Annotated in this window: 21 protein-coding genes; 15 read left to right on the top strand and 6 right to left on the bottom strand. The window is 55.8% G+C overall.

Annotation, left to right across the window (positions count from 1 at the left end):
* Positions 1-4 precede the first annotated feature (4 nt).
* The 4 genes from THALAR_RS01015 to THALAR_RS01000 form a co-directional block, all read right to left on the bottom strand.
* Positions 5-496 (bottom strand): periplasmic heavy metal sensor, encoded by a 492-nt coding sequence (locus THALAR_RS01015; protein WP_040816953.1) that lies wholly within the window; start codon positions 494-496, stop codon positions 5-7.
* 5 nt (positions 497-501) lie between these two features.
* Positions 502-891, bottom strand: a complete 390-nt coding sequence (locus THALAR_RS01010; protein ID WP_021099593.1) for a hypothetical protein — start codon at positions 889-891, stop codon at positions 502-504.
* Positions 888-1,469 carry an RNA polymerase sigma factor gene (locus THALAR_RS01005; protein ID WP_021099592.1) on the bottom strand — a complete coding sequence of 194 codons (582 nt, stop codon included), beginning with the start codon at positions 1,467-1,469 and terminating at the stop codon, positions 888-890. Before THALAR_RS01005 ends, THALAR_RS01010 begins: the two co-directional genes overlap by 4 nt.
* 64 nt (positions 1,470-1,533) lie before the next feature.
* Positions 1,534-2,013 (bottom strand): EF-hand domain-containing protein, encoded by a 480-nt coding sequence (locus THALAR_RS01000; RefSeq protein WP_021099591.1) that lies wholly within the window; start codon positions 2,011-2,013, stop codon positions 1,534-1,536.
* A gap of 207 nt (positions 2,014-2,220) precedes the next feature.
* On the opposite strand from THALAR_RS01000, the gene THALAR_RS00995 reads away from it, so the two are divergent.
* Together THALAR_RS00995 and THALAR_RS00990 are read left to right on the top strand one after the other, a co-directional pair.
* Positions 2,221-2,607, top strand: a complete 387-nt coding sequence (locus tag THALAR_RS00995; protein WP_040816951.1) for a DUF983 domain-containing protein — start codon at positions 2,221-2,223, stop codon at positions 2,605-2,607.
* A gap of 47 nt (positions 2,608-2,654) precedes the next feature.
* Complete coding sequence (locus THALAR_RS00990) at positions 2,655-3,251, top strand: NUDIX hydrolase (RefSeq protein ID WP_021099589.1); 597 nt, start codon at positions 2,655-2,657, stop codon at positions 3,249-3,251.
* Positions 3,252-3,262: 11 nt separating this feature from the next.
* Here THALAR_RS00990 and THALAR_RS00985 read toward each other — a convergent pair whose 3' ends face one another.
* The gene (locus THALAR_RS00985) at positions 3,263-4,033 is read right to left on the bottom strand and encodes a lytic transglycosylase domain-containing protein (protein ID WP_021099588.1); all 771 of its coding nucleotides are present in this window, start codon (positions 4,031-4,033) and stop codon (positions 3,263-3,265) included.
* Positions 4,034-4,453: 420 nt separating this feature from the next.
* Between THALAR_RS00985 and THALAR_RS00980 the strand changes: the two genes are divergently transcribed.
* The 13 genes from THALAR_RS00980 to THALAR_RS00915 all read left to right on the top strand — a co-directional run bounded on the left by THALAR_RS00980 (position 4,454) and on the right by THALAR_RS00915 (position 15,942).
* Positions 4,454-4,648, top strand: a complete 195-nt coding sequence (locus THALAR_RS00980) for a Flp family type IVb pilin (RefSeq protein ID WP_021099587.1) — start codon at positions 4,454-4,456, stop codon at positions 4,646-4,648.
* A 260-nt stretch (positions 4,649-4,908) separates the two neighbouring features.
* On the top strand, positions 4,909-5,106 hold the full coding sequence (locus THALAR_RS00975) for a hypothetical protein (protein WP_021099586.1): 198 nt from the start codon (positions 4,909-4,911) through the stop codon (positions 5,104-5,106).
* Between the two features lie 133 nt (positions 5,107-5,239).
* Positions 5,240-5,434 carry a hypothetical protein gene (locus THALAR_RS00970; protein ID WP_021099585.1) on the top strand — a complete coding sequence of 65 codons (195 nt, stop codon included), beginning with the start codon at positions 5,240-5,242 and terminating at the stop codon, positions 5,432-5,434.
* A gap of 558 nt (positions 5,435-5,992) precedes the next feature.
* On the top strand, positions 5,993-6,826 hold the full coding sequence (gene cpaB, locus THALAR_RS00960) for a Flp pilus assembly protein CpaB (protein ID WP_021099584.1): 834 nt from the start codon (positions 5,993-5,995) through the stop codon (positions 6,824-6,826).
* A gap of 213 nt (positions 6,827-7,039) precedes the next feature.
* Positions 7,040-8,467 carry a type II and III secretion system protein family protein gene (locus THALAR_RS00955; RefSeq protein ID WP_021099583.1) on the top strand — a complete coding sequence of 476 codons (1,428 nt, stop codon included), beginning with the start codon at positions 7,040-7,042 and terminating at the stop codon, positions 8,465-8,467.
* Positions 8,468-8,500: 33 nt separating this feature from the next.
* Positions 8,501-9,121, top strand: a complete 621-nt coding sequence (locus tag THALAR_RS00950) for an OmpA family protein (protein WP_021099582.1) — start codon at positions 8,501-8,503, stop codon at positions 9,119-9,121.
* Between the two features lie 207 nt (positions 9,122-9,328).
* On the top strand, positions 9,329-10,585 hold the full coding sequence (locus tag THALAR_RS00945; RefSeq protein ID WP_021099581.1) for an AAA family ATPase: 1,257 nt from the start codon (positions 9,329-9,331) through the stop codon (positions 10,583-10,585).
* Between the two features lie 15 nt (positions 10,586-10,600).
* The gene (locus THALAR_RS00940; protein ID WP_021099580.1) at positions 10,601-12,046 is read left to right on the top strand and encodes a CpaF family protein; all 1,446 of its coding nucleotides are present in this window, start codon (positions 10,601-10,603) and stop codon (positions 12,044-12,046) included.
* Positions 12,047-12,052: 6 nt separating this feature from the next.
* Positions 12,053-13,021: a type II secretion system F family protein gene (locus THALAR_RS00935; RefSeq protein ID WP_021099579.1), complete on the top strand. Its 969-nt coding sequence runs from the start codon at positions 12,053-12,055 to the stop codon at positions 13,019-13,021.
* Between the two features lie 4 nt (positions 13,022-13,025).
* Positions 13,026-14,009, top strand: coding sequence for a type II secretion system F family protein (locus tag THALAR_RS00930; RefSeq protein WP_021099578.1), 984 nt, complete (start codon positions 13,026-13,028; stop codon positions 14,007-14,009).
* A 2-nt stretch (positions 14,010-14,011) separates the two neighbouring features.
* Complete coding sequence (locus THALAR_RS00925) at positions 14,012-14,578, top strand: tetratricopeptide repeat protein (RefSeq protein ID WP_040816943.1); 567 nt, start codon at positions 14,012-14,014, stop codon at positions 14,576-14,578.
* 35 nt (positions 14,579-14,613) lie between these two features.
* Positions 14,614-15,459, top strand: a complete 846-nt coding sequence (locus THALAR_RS00920; RefSeq protein WP_021099576.1) for a tetratricopeptide repeat protein — start codon at positions 14,614-14,616, stop codon at positions 15,457-15,459.
* 9 nt (positions 15,460-15,468) lie between these two features.
* Positions 15,469-15,942 (top strand): prepilin peptidase, encoded by a 474-nt coding sequence (locus THALAR_RS00915; protein ID WP_322786907.1) that lies wholly within the window; start codon positions 15,469-15,471, stop codon positions 15,940-15,942.
* On the opposite strand, the gene THALAR_RS00910 is transcribed toward THALAR_RS00915, so the two are convergent.
* Positions 15,939-17,543, bottom strand: a complete 1,605-nt coding sequence (locus THALAR_RS00910) for a hypothetical protein (protein ID WP_154666723.1) — start codon at positions 17,541-17,543, stop codon at positions 15,939-15,941. The two genes, THALAR_RS00915 and THALAR_RS00910, sit on opposite strands and share 4 nt — an antisense overlap.
* Between the last annotated feature and the right edge of the window lie 133 nt (positions 17,544-17,676).

The following is a 17,676-nucleotide window of genomic DNA, read 5'->3' as shown; positions in this document are numbered from 1 at the left end:
GTCATCACCTTGCCCTACTTTCGCCGCGCTCCAATATTTCCATAAGTCGGTTCGCATAGGCGACCCGGTCGGCTTGGCTCATCAGCGCGACGTGCTCAGTCAAAGCGATCCGCATAATCTCGGATCGACCATTGATTACAGTTTGTTGGCGGTCAAGAATGTCTGCAAATGCACCTTTATCAAAGGGCGTACGCCGTAGCACATCAGCCGCTTCCAATGCGAGACCGCGCAATTCGGTCCGCGTTTCACGGCCCGCAGACTGACGCACAGTTCGCAGTCGCTGTCCAATCTCGCGGCGATCGGCCCTATCAAGGGCATGACCGTATATGCCAACCGCTCTCGCGTCTGCGGATCGCACCGAATTGGCTCGATGCCCCCGCTCTCCGCCAAGCCAAACGGCACCGACAACCGCGCCCAGAACCAGCAGGTTCAATGCCAACGATACGACCAGCACCACTTTTACACGGCGGGGAGTGCCCCCCGGGTTCTCACTCATCCGCGTCACCCTTCCTCAATCCAATATAGATCACCAAGCAACGCAGCGCTCATCACTACGTCCGTTTCCAATGCTTCGTTGATACTTGCCTCGCCCGGACCGAGAGCAAAATCAGGGTTAAGGAAACCCAAATAAATCCCGACGCATGCAGAAGCCACCAATCCGCCCGCGGCAGGCACACCACCGATATCGTTAAGAAACTGCCTCCACCAAGGCAATCTCACCTCTGGGTTCGGCTGACTCGCGTCCAGTATTTCCGCTTGTGCCAGCCTCGCGTCCTCAACTATGCGCGCCAACAAAGCCGCTGAGGGCAGCGGCGCTTCGCTACGTGCTTGAGCAAAATAAACATCGACATCACTCTCGACACCTTCAACCAAATCAGCATCTTTTTTCATAGCGACAACTCTTTCTTCTGTGGGGCAAGTATAACTGCAAGCGCCCGTCTTCCGCGCGCGGTCAGGCTTTCGACGGCCTCGACGCTGGTTTCCATGACCAAGGCAATTTCGGGGTTCGCCAAGCCTTCGATATGTCTAAGAACCACCGCTTGGCGTTGCCGGTCCGGAAGCTCCGAGAGTGCTTCATCCAAAACGGCGATGCGGTCAGCGTGAATTAGTTTCGCTTCGACCGACGGCGTGGGGTCCGCAGGCTCCGTGACATCATCCAGCCCAACGTTTGCACGCTCGCGTTTGCGGATCCTGTCAATGCATAAATTGTTGACCACTCTGTAGAGCCAAGTTGACACCCGTGCTTCACCGGGTCGCCAGTCGGGTGCTACGCGCCAAAGTTTCAACATCGCTTCCTGAACCACATCCTCGGCCTCGGCCAGATCACCCAGCATACGCCGTGCAAAACTCAGAGCTTGCGGGGCCAAACGGATGGTCAGCGTAGCGGCGGCCGCACTGTCACCATTGGCGAAGAGCACGAGCAGCGCATCATCATCAAGCTGATCCGATTGATCCAGAGCCATTTCCATCCAGCGTCACGCTACCCGAAAGCTGTATGCGGGGCGACATCAAAGCGCGCCGCCCCGTGATACATTACTTGTAGTGATTGCCGCCGTGGCGCTTGCCACCACGCCGCATCCCGCCGCGCTGCTCGAACTCCGCCTTCGTGATCACGCCGTCGCCGTCTGCATCCATACGCGTGAAGCCGCGCCCACGACGCTCGCCACCCATCTCCGCAATTTCAGCTTGGCTCAGTGACCCATCTTTGTCCGTATCAAAGCGCTCGATCATGCGGTCAAACCGTTGTGCTCGACGGCTCTCGGCAGCGGCTTGCAACTCATCGCGTGACAGCAACCCGTTTCCATCGCTGTCAGCTTGGGCGAAGCGAGCCTCACGATGGGCAAGCATCTCAGCTTCGGTAATGCGGCCATCTCCATCGGCGTCAAATTCCTCGAATGAGGCACGTGGGCTATGTGCCCCCTTCGCCTGAGCAATCATTGGCGTCACCGCAAGAGCTACGCCCAGCCCCGCCAGAAGTAGTTTCGCCTTAAGGTTTACGTTGAGTAGTGACATTCCAAATCTCCGTTATATTTTTGTCGTTCGGCCCTCATTGCCGCCGATACACATCTTTAACGTGGCAGAAGCTGCCTTCCGTCGCTGGAAACGGAATTTTTCTGGTGAACCAAGGATTGAACCCCGAGACATCCTGTCACCCTGCATTACCGCGCGACTGAATCTAAACTGTGCGCCTGTGACAAATGCATAAGTATAGTGAGAGACATGGTGGCCGAAGAATCTGAACGCGAACTCAAGCCCGCATTGCTACGCGGATGGTGCCGCCGCTGCCCCAATTGCGGGCAAGGCCCGATGTTTTCAAGCTACTTGAAGGTGCGGGACGAATGCGCCGTTTGCCAGGAACACATGAGCCATCACCGCGCGGATGACGGCCCGGCCTACCTGACGATCTTGATTGTCGGACACGTGATGGCACCCTTGCTGCTGTGGACGTTCTTCAAGTTTGAACCCGATCCGCTCGTCGTTGCTACGATCTTTACAATCGGATGCGTCGCCCTTTCGCTTTACCTGCTGCCCCGCCTCAAGGGCGCGATCGTCGCCCTTCAGTGGGCGAAGCGGATGCACGGGTTCAAACTGCATAGTGTATTGTAGTCGCCACGGGCTGTTTCTTTAATGACAGCGCATGAAAGGTCCGCATCATGTCCATGACACAACCTCCGATCCGGGACGCCGCAAGCGTGGTGCTCTTGCGAGATGCACACAGCACGCCGAAGGTGCTTATGGGTCAAAGGGGCAAGAACGCCGCATTCATGCCTGACAAGTTCGTGTTTCCGGGCGGCGCGGTGGATCCGGAAGATGCGTCGGTGGCTCTGCCGGGGGCACCCTCGCCGAAATGCCTTGCGCGGCTGGGGGGACACGGTTCGGCATTGCTCGCGGCTGCGTTGCGCGAGACTTGGGAAGAAACCGGGCTCACGCTCAAGCAATGCAACGGTCTGATATATTTCTTCAGGGCTATCACCCCCCCTGCCCGGCCACGTCGTTTTGACGCGCGGTTCTTTCTGGCTGATGCCGACAATATGATCGAAACTGATCTCGACGACTTTTCTCAGGCCAGCGACGAGTTGCGGCACCTGCATTGGGTGCCGTTAACCGAAGCGCGGTCTTTGAACCTCCCATTCATTACCGAGGTCGTTCTGGCCGAAGTCGACGCACTGGCCCGAACGATGGAGGCACCTTCAAGTGTGCCGTTCTTCGACAACAGTTCGGGCACTTCCCGGTTCTTGAGGATTGAATAGAACCGGTAGGACTAACCGTCCGTTCTGAATACGCAGCCGTCTGATACCAATTCGGGCGGCGAGAGGCACATTCCCTTGGCGACCTTCCATGCGGCAAGAACCTTCGGGACGTAGTTGCGCGTTTCCGCATACGGAGGCACGCCGCCATGTTTCTTCACGGCATTTTCGCCGGCGTTATATCCGGCAAGCGCCAGAATCGGATCGCCTTTGAATTCATCCATCAGCCACTCAAGATAAGCCACCCCGCCTTTAATGTTCTGCGCGGGGTCATTGCTATCCGTCACCCCGAAGCGCGCTGCCGTATCGGGGATAAGCTGCATCAAGCCCTGCGCGCCCTTGTGGCTTTCAGCGCTGCTGCGACCCCCGGACTCCACCGAGATGAGCGCAAGGACGAACGCGGGCGATATCCGCTTATTCAAAGTCTCCAGAAGGATCGTAGTGCCGTACTGGGATGCAATTGACTGCATGGCCTCCAGTCTGGGAGCCGCTACCCCCTTGCCTTTGGGCGCTTTGCCCAAGCTATCTACCGCGTTGGTAAAGCGCCCTGGCGCAGTCGCCTCGATAGATGGCGACACGGCTTGCCAAAACCAGTCTATTTGTGAAGGTGCAGGTGAAGGGGTCACAGCATCGGGGGCTTTGGCTGTTTTACTTTCCGCAGGCTTCGACTCGATCTGAATCGTGATCAGTTTTTTCGCGCCTTGCTTCGGGGGGCCAATCTTTTTGAAAGTGAAGTTACCGCCGAATGCTGGTTTCGCCTGCTCTGCAACTGCCGGGTAGGCCATGCTAACGCATAGCGAGATGATGAGTACGCGGATTAATGTCGACATTCGCCTGCCCGACTTGTCGTTAACTTATATATTTTTAGTGAACTTGGCAGAAAAGCCGCTCCGATACTACTGCATGCAAGCAACAATCGCGATAGCTGCGCCCGAATTGACGCAAATCCTCCAACAATTTTACGCCCAGAGATCAAATATATTAACATATTTTATATAAAAATCATATGCTTATAGATTTTTAGCTAGATTTCGCGCCCTGCTCTGAAAAGGAACCATTCGCGCCCAATTCTCGCCCCGATTGAGGGGGATACATACTGCATACCAAGACGGCGACACGGTCTAGAACAGAGGCTGGCCGGGTCGAACTAGCGTCAAGGTTAACTTGGAAACTGAACTTAACTTACATCCTTGGAGGGATACACTATGAAACTGAACACACTGATCAAGAATTTCGCAGCTGACGAATCTGGCGCCGTGACCGTTGACTGGGTTGTGCTGACCGCAGCCATCGTTGGCCTGGGCATCGCAGTTATGGCTTCGGTCTCCGACGGTCTGGAAGATCTGTCCGGCGACATCGAAAACCAGCTGACCACGCAAGGTGTTGCAGCCGCGTTCTAAGCGCAACTGCCATTACTTAGCGACTACAGAGATGAGGCCGCGTTCTTCGGGGCGCGGCCTTTTCAACGCGACTTGCAACTCGTGAATGATTCTTGAGAAAAATTCGCATTCGCATGCCGCCGGTCTTCGCGCCTGTCCTCTCAGAGGGGATGGTTAATATAGTCACGACAGCGACATAGCCTGGAGCAGAGGTTGAACGCGTTGGACAAGCTTCACGAGTGACTGAGAAACTAAGCTTATACCCTTGGATGGGATGCACTATGACACTGAACACATTAATCAAAAAATTCGCAACTGACGAAGCTGGCGCCGTGACCGTAGACTGGGTCGTGCTGACCGCAGCCATTGTCGGTTTGGGTGTCGCCGTTATGGCCCCCGTTTCCGAAGGTATGGAAGACCTGTCTGGTGACATTGAAACCCAGCTAACGACCCAAACTGTTTCGACCTCGTTTCAGTAAGGGGATGCGTATCTGAACTGAGCAGCGTCAATCGCCGCTTAACAGAACAGCCTTTTTAGCTGGTAGCATTCCGAAGGACGTGAAAGCCGACGCAAATCAGTATCTTGTTAGCAAAAAACTTGAGGAACAAACCATGACACTGAAAATACTCATAAAGAAATTCTTCCGAGAGGACGCGGGAGCGATAACTGTCGAAGTTATGGCAATGGGTGGGGTCCTTGTGGTTTTCGGTGTCTTCGCAGTGGCCGGGATCGTCGACGGCGTAGAAGAGCTGGAAGAAGAGCGAGGCTACCGGTTGGAAGCCCAAGATAAAATCTCCACATTCTGATTACGCCACCAACACGTAGACCCTGTGCCGCGCTTTCACCAGCGTGGTCTGTCTGGGTTATACTAGGCGCTTTAGCGCACTGCTTATGCAAAGCGGGAAACGGTTCGTTTCCGCGCGCCCGGCGGAATGTGGCGCAAGCGCCTTAATTTTTCTAATTTTTGCCTTATTTGCCTGCGATATGTCATAATATCGTGGTAAGATTTCTTAGATCTATGCTTCTGGAGAGTAGTATGGCGTGTTTGGCGTATAAAGTTTGGGAAGATGAGAGCGGGGCTGTAACCATCGATTGGGTTATCCTCGCAGCTGGCGTCATAGGCTTGGCTCTTGCGTCAATGGGTGTCGTCATCGACGGAACGGACGACCTGAGCGGTGATATCGAGGGCGCTCTTAGCAGTCAATCCATCAGCACCTCATTCTGATCGTCGATTTTCGGACAATGCCGTCGTAAATTCACGTCTGCTCCACCCTTTTGCCGCAATCTCCCTGCATCAAAGCTACATACGAGTGTGCCTGCACCACGCGAGCGGCAGGACGTGTTGAATAAACAAGGGGCAAAAAATGCGAATGGTTTTTGGGTTGGTACTTGTCATCGGGGTCGCGCTAGCGGGCTTCGCGGCATATATGGCAAAGAACAGATTTGATCAGTATCAGGCGAAGGTTGCGGCGCAGGAAAAGCTGCTGAAAAGCAACGTCCCGCTAGAGGCAGTGTTCACTGTCAAACGGCAGATCGCTTACGGTGAAACGCTGACCAAGGAAGATGTCCAGATCGTCTCATGGCCCAACAACGCGATTCCAGAAGGCGCGTTTCAAAAGGGTGAGGATTTGTTCCCGCCTACCGGCGCACTGCGCACCGTGCTTCGGGTAATGGAAAAAGATGAGGCTGTGTTGATCTCCAAGGTAACTGAACCCGGTGAAGATGCCGGAGTGTCGTCACGCCTGGAGAAGGGTATGCGGGCTTTTGCGTTGCGGGTGGACGTATCCTCCGGCGTTTCCGGCTTCTTGCGTCCCGGCGATCACGTGGATGTTTACTGGACAGGTGCTAGCCAAGGACGCGAAGTCACCAAATTGATTGACACGCGCCTCAAACTGTTGGCCGTTGACCAAATCGCTGACGGCGATCGCTCGGCTCCTACGATCGCGCGCACCGTAACCGTGGCCGCGTCCCCCGCAGAGGTCGGCGCACTTGCGCAAGCCCAGTCGTCAGGGCGTCTTTCCTTGTCCTTGGTCGGCGCCGGTGATGACACCGAGGTGGCCTCTGTCGAGATTGACCAGAATCAGCTTTTGGGCATTCTCGAAGAGAAGACCGTAGAGGCGAAAGCCGAAAAGGTTTGTACCATCAAAACGCGCAAAGGTGCCGAAGTGGTCGAGATCCCGATCGCTTGCAACGAATAAGCATAATATGACTCTGACGAAACTCAAGACGGCACCCTATATTGGGTGCCGAGCCTAGTTGAACACCACAATTTGCGTTGTGTTGCGACAGGCCCACATAAACGTCACGCTATAAACACCTGATTCTTGCAATAAAAACAGAATTCGCGCATGGTTCAGGAGAAAATGGGCAAAAGACCCGTTCCCCTTAGTGATCAGAGAGGCAGGATCACAATGAAATTGAAGCAGTATTTCTGCGCAGGCTTGTTCGGTCTCGCACTCACCACTTTCGTCCCGGAAACCGGCTTTGCACAGCAATTGAAGGTGACCAACCAGTCGACCGCCCGCAAACTCAATGTCGCGATCAATAGCGCGGTTGTGGTCGAAAGTGATGTGCCGTTTGCCGAGCTGTCGGTCGCAAACCCCGCCATTGCAGACATCGCCACCCTCTCCGATCGCACTATATATGTGCTTGGAAAATCGCCGGGACGGACCACACTAACCCTGCTGGGCGCCGATGGGCGCCTGATTACCAACGTGTCGGTGCGAGTGTCTCCGGACCTTTCGGAATTCAAGGAACGCCTTCGTGAAATCCTTCCGGGTGAGCAGATCGAGGTACGCACCGCAAATGACGGGCTCGTTCTTTCCGGAACCGTGTCCAGCATCGCCAAACTTGATCGCGCCTTGGACCTAGCTGAGCGTTACGCCCCTGAAGCTGTATCCAACTTGATGAGCGTGGGTGGCACACAGCAAGTCATGCTGAAGGTGCGCTTCGCAGAAATGCGCCGCTCTGTATCAAAGGACCTTTCCGCAAGCTTGGGCTTTCAGACGGCCGGAGGCTCTTTCGGGTCAAACGGCTTTACAAACACTCTTTCAAACTCAAGTAACCAAGCTGGCTCCCTTGGCTCCGGAAGTACGCCCGGCACTGTCAACTCCGCGCGTGAGCGTAACGGGGTCTTCTCGTTCGGCTTCGGCAGCGGGTCGCTCCGCGCGCTGGTCGTGCTGGAAGCCCTTGAAGAAAAAGGCATGGTACGCACCCTTGCAGAACCGAACCTGACCGCCCTTTCTGGCCAAGAGGCCACGTTCCTTGCAGGTGGCGAGTATCCGATTCCTATCGAGGACGACGGCTCGGTGCGGATCAGCTACAAGCCGTTTGGTGTTGAATTGAAATTTACGCCGACCGTATTGGACGAGGACATCATCAACCTCAAGCTTGATACTGCGGTATCTGGCTTGGATCCAACCGTCGTAGTCCAGAACAACGGCTTCTCGGTAAATGCGTTCTCGAAACGGGCATCGTCCACAGTCGTGGAAATGCGTGACGGCGAGAGTTTTGCAATCGCCGGGCTTCTTGAAGACGATTTCCGCGACGTCGCGGGCCAGGTTCCTTGGTTAGGTGACATTCCGGTTTTGGGCGCACTATTCCGCAGTGCGAACTATGAGCGTCGCCAGTCCGAACTGGTGGTGATCGTGACCGCACACCTTGTCTCCCCCACGCGTGGCAACGCACTCGTCGTCTCGACCGACCGTGTTCGTCCGCCAACCGAACGTGACTTCTTCCTCAACGGAACAGTTGCACGTGAAGTACGGACCCGCCGCACCACCACGGGCGAAGTGGCCCGCCAGGACTTCTCTGGCTCCTACGGCTATGTTTTGGAGTAATATCAGATGCTTAAAACTACTTCTCATCTCGCTATGATCGTCGCAATGACGGTTAGCCTATCGGCATGCTCCGGACCCAGCGACACGTTTGCCCGTGAAGCTGGAGGTAGTCTTGATGAGGGCGGCTTCGGCAACCCCACCATGACGAATACACTTGTCGGCAACGGCTCAATCGCGGTCGCCGAGACTCTAGGTCACCGTTTCGCATCCGATGTGAACACTCAGGTGAATTTCGAGTTCAACTCGGCAGCTCTGGACGCAAACGCGCGTGCTGCCCTGCTTGAGCAGGCAAACTGGATTAGTCAGTTCCCTGAAGTGCGGTTCCGTGTTTACGGCCACACGGATCTGGTTGGCTCGAATGCGGCGAACAAAGCACTAGGATTGCGCCGCGCGCAGGCTGTTGTCGCGTTCCTGACTTCTCAAGGCATCAGCCGTTCGCGTTTGGAAGCTGTCGCTTCATTCGGCGAAACGCGCCCGATTGTTCTTACCGAGAACCGCGAACGGCGCAACCGCCGGACGGTGACCGAGGTGACCGGCTTTGTGAAGAACCACCCAATGCTGCTCAGCGGCAAATACGGGATCCTCGTGCATCGCGAATATGTGCAAACCGCAAAGAGCGCAGAAACCCTCGCGAGAGAGAGAATAGTTCAATAACGGAAATAATACCTCAGTTTTTCGCTAATTTAGCCCCATTCTCGCCCCTTTTCTTAAGCATTCCTTGTCATGAGATAAGCCACAATCCGCTTAAAGTCGGCATGTTGGTTTAAATACCGCAAACAGTTGGCGGGGGCGCTAACCCTTAAGAAAGGTACCCTCGTTAACACGAACCCGGCCCTGTTTTGGCCAAATGGGATTCTAAGCATGACGAGCAGTGTAGCTTTACAAACCGAACCGGCGCCGATCACCGCCTGTACCGTCGCCCGCGACGTGCAGAACTTCGATCTTTTGATCGAAGACATGGAAACGGAGCTCGGCGAAGCTTGGGGTGACCTTAGCTTTGAGGATGCCAATGCGTACCTGTCACAACCGGATGCCTCGCAGCTGGAATTCATCGCAGTCGCTGTGGACAGTTCCGACGAGGACGCGTTAACGCTGGTTGGCGACGTCATTGGCCGCGCAAAAGAGGTCGGCGTCAAAGTCATCCTCATCGCCGAAGACGTCTCCCCCATCGCGCTACACCAGCTGCTAAAACTGGGCGCGGACGATTTTGTCCCCTACCCGCTTCCCGAAGGCGCGCTCCACGACTCGATCGAGCGCATCAAGAAGCCAGTTGTGCTAGCAGAAGTCGCCCAGACACCTGCCGAACCGCAAACCGCGCACGTAGCCACCGGCAAAGTCGGAACAAACGACGGCGTCGTGCTTCCCATTCACGGGTTGGCCGGCGGCTCCGGCGCGTCGACCTTTGCGGTCAACCTCGCTTGGGAACTGGCGACCGTTGACAAGAAGTCAGACGTGAGTGTCTGCCTGCTTGATCTTGACTTTCAGTTCGGCTCTGCATCGACCTACCTTGACCTGCCTCGACGCGACGCCGTTTTGGAGATGCTGTCGGACATCGAAAGCATGGATGACGACGCCTTCCGCGCGACACTTCTTACTTTCAACGACAAGGTGCAGGTTCTGACCGCTCCGGCTGACATGATCCCGCTGGATATGATCGGACCTGATGATATTGAAAAACTTGTCGCGACGGCGCGGCGCAACTTTGACTATGTGATCATCGACATGCCGACCACGCTCGTTCAGTGGACCGAAACTGTTTTGGGAATGTCGGACGTTTATTTCGGTATGCTGGAACTCGATATGCGGTCGGCTCAGAATACGATCCGTATGATCCGCGCGCTGAAATCCGAGGACCTTCCGTACGAAAAGATCCGCTACGTGCTCAATCGCGCCCCGAAATTCACCGATCTCTCAGGCAAAAGTCGCGCCAAACGCATGGCAGAAAGCCTTGATATTTCAATTGAATTGCACATGCCTGATGGCGGAAAGCAGGTCGCCCAGAGCTGCGATCACGGTCTTCCTTTGGTCGATACGGCGGCAAAGAACCCGCTGCGTAAAGAAATCGCCAAGCTGGCTTTGTCTCTGCACGAGACGAACCAGGCGGAAGCCACAGGATAACGAAAGGTTACCAGCATGTTTTCGCGCTACAAAAAAACTGATGCCGCCGCGAATGCGCAAGGCAAACCGGCGGCTGCGCCCGCAGCTCCTGCACCAAAGGCGTCCAGCTCGCAATCCATGCGAAAGGCGGAGACCAAGCTTCCAATCGCACCTGCGGAAGTGATTGCGCAGGACAAGGAGCTCAAGCGCCGTCAGCGTCTGGAAGAAGTCCGGTCGGAGCTTCACCACCGATTGCTCGACAACCTCAACCTTGCTGCACTGGAAAACGCGCCTGAGGCTGACCTGAAAGCCGAGATCGTCGCAATTTGCGCCGAAGGCCTTGAAGAAATGGCCGTAATCCTGACGAAGGACGAGCGGCAGACCCTGCACGCGGAACTGTTCGACGAAGTGACGGGTCTCGGCCCGCTCGAGCCGCTTCTCAAAGATGATACCGTAAACGACATTCTCGTGAACGGACCCAACCGCGTGTTCGTCGAGCGGGACGGTAAACTGACGCTAACAAACACGCGTTTCAAAGACGAACGGCATTTGCTGCGTATCATCGACAAGATCGTATCCGCGGTGGGGCGTCGTGTGGATGAATCCAACCCTTACGTTGACGCGCGTCTAAAAGATGGTTCTCGCTTCAACGCAATGGTGCCGCCAATTGCCGTGGACGGCTCCTTGGTTTCAATTCGTAAGTTCAAAAAAGAAAAGCTGGCGATCGATGACCTTGTCCGCTTTGGCGCATTTTCGGAAGAAATGGCAGCCTATCTGCAAGCAGCAGTCGCTTGCCGCTTAAACGTGATCGTCTCGGGCGGTACCGGCTCCGGTAAAACCACGACGCTCAACGCGCTTTCGTCCTTCATCGACAATTCCGAACGCATCCTGACCATTGAGGACACGGCAGAACTTCAACTTCAACAGGTCCATGTCGGTCGGATGGAAAGCCGCCCCGCCAACGTTGAAGGCAAGGGCGCGGTGTCCCAACGGGACTGCCTGAAGAACGCCCTTCGGATGCGCCCGGACCGCATTATCGTGGGTGAGACACGTGGCGAGGAAGTGATCGACATGCTTCAGGCCATGAACACGGGCCACGACGGCTCCATGACGACAATCCACGCCAACTCTGCGCGCGACGGTGTTTCCCGTCTGGAGAACATGATCGCCATGGCCGGTATCGAGATGCCGATCAAAGCTGTGCGGGCACAGATCTCTTCCGCTGTGAACCTGATCGTGCAGGCCTCCCGATTGCAGGACGGCTCGCGCCGAATGGTGTCCATCACGGAAATCACTGGCATGGAGGGCGACGTTATCTCCATGCAGGAGGTGTTCCGCTACCAACGCCTGGGCCTGCAACCAGATGGAAAGATCATTGGCCAGTTCACGCCAACCGGCGTTCGCTCGCACTATTCCGACCGGTTCAAGCAATGGGGCTATGACCTGCCCGCGTCAATTTACGAACCAGTCGCAGCGGAGTAACCAGTTATGGAAATCAGTTTTGAGCCACTTCTCTACGGCATAATCTTCGTCGCCGTACTGATGCTTATCGAAGGCATCTATCTGGTGGTGTTCGGGAAATCCATTAGCCTGAACAACAAGGTCAACCGTCGCCTGGACATGATCTCGAAGGGCGGCTCGCGAGAAAAGGTGCTGGAGCAACTCCGCAAGGAGATGAACCAGCATATGAACTCTGGCGGCATCCCGTTCTATTCGATGCTTGCCGACAAAGCGCTGCGCGCGAATATCGCATTTTCGCCGATGGCCTTGATCGCGATGATGTTCGTTCTGGCCGGAGTCGTTTTTGCTGTTCTAACGCAGATGACGGAAGCTGCGGCACCGGTTAGGGGCGTGATCGCTCTCGCCATGGGCATCGGGGCGGTTTATGTTTGGGTGAATAACAAGGCCAAGAAGCGCCTTGCATTGCTTGAGGAGCAGCTACCGGACGCGATCGAGTTGATGGTGCGGTCCCTGCGTGTGGGTCACCCGTTCTCGTCGGCAATCAACATCGTCGCCAAAGAGGTCGCAGACCCGCTCGGCACCGAATTCGGCGTTATCGCAGATGAATCGGCCTATGGTCGCGACGTATCGGAAAGCCTCAAGCATCTGGCAGAACGGATGGACATGCAGGATTTGCGCTTCCTCGCTGTCGCCGTGACGATCCAGCAGACTTCGGGCGGTAACCTAGCCGAAATTCTTCACGGACTATCTCAGGTGATCCGAGCCCGCTTCAAGCTGTTCCGCCGCGTAAAAGCCATCACCGCCGAAGCAAAATGGTCAGGCATGTTTCTGTCCGTGTTTCCGTTGCTCGCATTGGTCGGCATCAACATCATGGAGCCGGATTACTATACCGAGGTAAAGGATACCGAGTTCTTTATCCCCGCCTGTATCGTCGTGGGCGTATTTCTGGTGGTGAACATGGTGTTCATGCGCATCATGGTCAACATCAAGGTGTAATGAGATGCAGTTTATCGAGTCCATAAACCTGTTCCTTGTCGAGCGTTTCGGCGAGTTAGGTCCCCTGCTGGCCGTTGGCCTGCTTGGCTTCATCATGGTGCTGGTCACGCTGCCAACCATGTTGAAGAAGCAAAAGGACCCGCTTGACCGGATCCGCGAAGAAGCGCAACGCTCAACCGCGCGGGGTTCCAAACGCGGTGACGGATCGCTTCGCAATGCGAGCGGCACCGACAAACTCGACAAATTTGCGAACTTCCTGGAGCCGCAAGACGTCGAGGAACTGGCTGGTATGAAGCTCAAGCTTCTGCAAGCCGGGTACAAGCAGAAGTCGGCAGTGCGCACGTTTCACTTTGCGCAGTTCGCCCTTGGCCTTTTGTTCCTCACACTGGGCCTGCTTTACGTGTTGATCTTGGGTGGCGACGATATGTCGACGCGCGACCTCATCCTCGCAATCGTGATTCCGGGCGGCGCTGGCTACTACCTGCCCAAATACTGGATCGAACGGCGGCGTCAGGAGCGTCAAAGCGAGATCGAAAGCGGCTTTCCCGACAGTCTTGACCTGATGCTGGTCTGTGTCGAAGCCGGTCAGGCCCTGGATCAGTCGATCATCCGCGTCGCCGCGGAAATACGCGCGGGCTACCCTGCTCTGGCTGACGAGTTTCAAATGGTCGCCAATGAGATGAAAGCCGGTAAAGACCGCATCACCGTGCTCCGCGACATGGCCGAACGCGCTGGCGTGCCGGACGTTTCCAGCTTCGTTACGGTGTTGATCCAGTCGACGAGTTTCGGCACCTCGATTGCCGATGCTTTGCGGGTCTATGCGTCTGAAATGCGCGATAAACGCGTCATGCGCGCCGAGGAAAAGGCGAACGTGTTGCCCACCAAACTCACCCTCGGAACAATGATGTTCTGTCTGCCGCCGCTTTTGATTATTTTGATCGGCCCATCGATCTACGATATCTATAAGAATCTGAACGGCGGTGGGTAAACATGCGAAAATGGGTGGGTGCGATAGCAATAGGAATTGGCCTCGCCGGGTGCGCGGCTAAGCCCTCTCCACTAGGCGAAGGCGCCGATCCCTTCCCTCCCACCGGTGATGTTACACGCTTGCAATCCGTCGACGGACTAAGCGTTGGACACAGGCTCATGGCCGCTGGTCAATTCGAGCTGGCGTTGAAAGCCTACCTGCGCGCCGCTGGCGAACAGGGGACTAATGTTGATGTCCTAAGCGCCTTGGGATCGGCCAATCTGCGGCTGGGTCGGTTAGGGCAATCGGAAAAGCTGCTTCGGCGCGCCATCAAGGTAGATCAGACCTTCGTGCCGGCATGGAACAATCTGGGCGTCGTCCTGATGGAAACCGGCCGGGTCGGCGAGGCAAGCCGGGTCTTCAAGACCGCCTTCGCGCTGGATAGTGGCAAATCTGACGAGATTCGGGAAAACCTTCGACGCGCACTCGCAAAATTGGAAAACCCTGCCTATAGTTCAGAAAAAGACGAAAGAGCTTTTGACTTGGTGCGACGCGGCAACGGCCGCTACCTGATCTTACAGGCACCCTGATCAAACGCCATTGAGAGCAGAGTAGAGGACGCCCCATGCGCCACATGAAGACAGGAATGCTGTGTCTTATCAGCGTCATTGCCCTTACCGCGTGCGAAAAACGTGGCAATGGCGAGTTCAGCAAGACCCTCAAAAACGTCAATGTTATCGATGAGAGCAATCTCAACGACATCATGCTTACGGTCGCGGATCCTAACGAAGCGGTCACCTATTTCCAGAAAGCGACCCAAGATAATCCAGACCGGCTCGACCTTCAACGCGGTTTGGGAACTTCACTCCTTCGGGCGAAACGCGCTACCGAGGCGGCTGTGATCTGGGCAAAAATCACCAAGCACCCCGAAGCAACCAACGACGACCAGATTTCCTACGCCAATGCGCTGGTCCGCCAAGGCGAATGGAAGAAGGCCGAAAAGGTCTTGGACGGCGTCCCCCCCACCTTCGAGAACTTTGAGCGCTACCGGTTGGAGGCGATCATCGCCGATACCAACAAGGAGTGGAACAAGGCAGACAGTTTCTACCAAACCGCAGTCGGGCTAACGACGACTCCCGGTTCTGTGTTGAATAACTGGGGTTTCTCGAAACTCACCCGCGGCGATTATGACGAAGCCGAACGGCTGTTTGGCGAAGCGATCACCTATGATCCCAGCCTCTTCACCGCCAAGAACAACATGATTTTGGCTCGCGGCGCGCGGAAGAATTACACTCTGCCGATCATCCAAGTGACGCAGACCGAACGTGCCCAGTTGCTTCACACGATGGCGCTGACGGCCATCAAGCAAGGTGACGTGGAAATCGGCAAGACACTTCTGGAAGAAGCTATTGAGACCCATCCACAACACTTCGAGGCTGCCATCCGGTCGCTGCGCACGCTGGAAAGCTAACTGATGGCCATGTTCGCGCTCTGGGTCCTGCCCCTTGCGACCCTGATTTCGCTTTGGGTCGCATGGAGCGATCTTGCCCGAATGAAGATTCCCAACAAAGCCGTGCTGGCGTTGATGGCGTTATTCATCGTTGTCGGATTACTAACTCTACCGCTCGAGGCTTACCTATGGCGCTACGCACATTTCGCGATTGTGCTGGCGATAGGCTTTCTCATGACGATAACTGGCATCGTTGGTGCGGGTGATGCAAAATTCGCGGCTGCAATGGCACCGTTCGTTGCGACCACAGACGGCACCTCGGTCGCGGCAATCTTCGCCGTTACGACAATTATAGCCTTTGTTCTTCACCGGTTAGCGAGGATCAGCCCGCTCCGTACACTCGCGCCCCATTGGGAAAGCTGGGAGCGGACCCGGGACTTCCCCATGGGCCTACCTTTGGGCGTTACCCTGATCATCTACCTCGTTCGCACGGCTTTGCTCTAGGGACGCTCGTAAAGCGTATAGAGCTCGGTGCGGCGTATCTCTTTCAACTCCTCACCACGCGCAGCAACATCCGCCAAAATGGACCGGTAGGCCTGCGGTGTAGTCGGGCATGCAGGAATCAGGAAGTAGTCCGCGTTCTCGTATCCCTTGAGCTGCCCGTAATACCAAGGTGCAGCGCCCGACGTGGGCTCCAGCCCCCCGAACATCCAGAAATTCCCGATCGTGTCGGCCACAAAAACAGACTTACCCTCTGAGAGTCCGGCGGTGTCCATATCCCGCGCTATGGCGTGTGAAACACCGATCATTCCCAACTGTTGAACACAATGCGTCAGCTTCTCGCCTTGAAACTCCGGCAGCGGTGAATGCTCCGCGCGTTCATTGAGATATGCGAATTCCTCGCTGCCAAAAACCATTGGGGTGCGCACAAGAATATTGTCCGCCCGATCCGTCTTCGTAAAGAAGTCCCCATGCCGCTCGGCATAGAGCGTGTCTGCGAACAAAGCAGTGTAACCCGCCCTATCCGCGACAAGATGACGGACAGCGCTCGTGGCCATGTTGTAAAAGGAAGGGGCGATTAGAGTGCAAGCTACGACGGCCAACGCGATGATCTGCGGTGTTCGAGACACCGCAAGCACCATCACGGCAAGAAGGGCTAACCATTTCGGATCGTTGCCGTAATTTTGGTAGGTCACGTAAATCATACCCGGGCCCAGTAGCATCAGCACCAGCCCCAAAGTTGGGTTCACCCCCCGCCGCAGAACCACCACGCAGAGCACCAGCACCACGGTGCCCAGCACATATTGCGGGGCCGTCAGTAAAGTAGCCAAGTCTTCACCCGCACGCGGACGAATGTCGGAACTAGCAACAAGGGCAAGATCAGCCAGATATGCCGGCCAGAGTGCGGCACCTGCCATTAGAGTAAGCGCTAATCCAACAACGGCAACGACCCCGATAGCGACCACAATCGCACGCCATTGTCCGCGCAAGATCAATGCAACCGCAACACCCGGCGCGAAGGCGACGCCAAAGGTGATCTTGCCCATGACGAAAAAACTGAATGCTATGCCAAACACGATCCCGTCCGCCCACTGGTTCGGCGCACGCTTCGGATCCAGCACGGCGATCAGGATGGACGTGAACGCCAGGGCCCACGCCCATCGGTTGTAGTGCATCGAAAGCGATATAGAGGCCGTCGCCTCGCCATGAATCATGGCCAAAACAAGAACCATAACCAATGCCCCGACGCCGTAAGCCATGCCGCGCGAGAGTCGGCTGTATCCAAGCCACCAAACCATCGGAACAAGCAGCAACGCGACGCTGATCTGCGCCAGCAAAATCGCCGTACCTACGCCAAAACCCGCTTTCACAAATCCGACGATAGGCAGAAAACTCAATGCGCCCAAGGGGGTTACGAAATCTAGATGCGGCCATTCACCGTCGGCCATTCTCAACACTATCTCGATCAAGTGGAGGGTGTCACCCTCGTGACGGTCCACATAGAGCCCGCCCTTTGCCAAGCTCAGCCCGCCCAAAAAAGCGACCAATCCAAGCAGATAAACAAGAAAAAGCCTTGCTCCGGCCTTATCCATACCGTCGTCCATGCTCATCATCCCCATGTCCCGCTCTGTTGGCGGTGTTCATTATTCACGGAGGCTAGCCCAGCTGGCCTGCTTTTTGAAGCGAGATCGGTTTTTGTTGTTTGGATCCGGCAAAATCAGTAACCTATTTGGAAGG

The organism is Litoreibacter arenae DSM 19593 (assembly GCF_000442275.2).
GTDB lineage: Bacteria > Pseudomonadota > Alphaproteobacteria > Rhodobacterales > Rhodobacteraceae > Litoreibacter > Litoreibacter arenae.
This window is presented reverse-complemented; position numbering and strand designations above follow the sequence as displayed.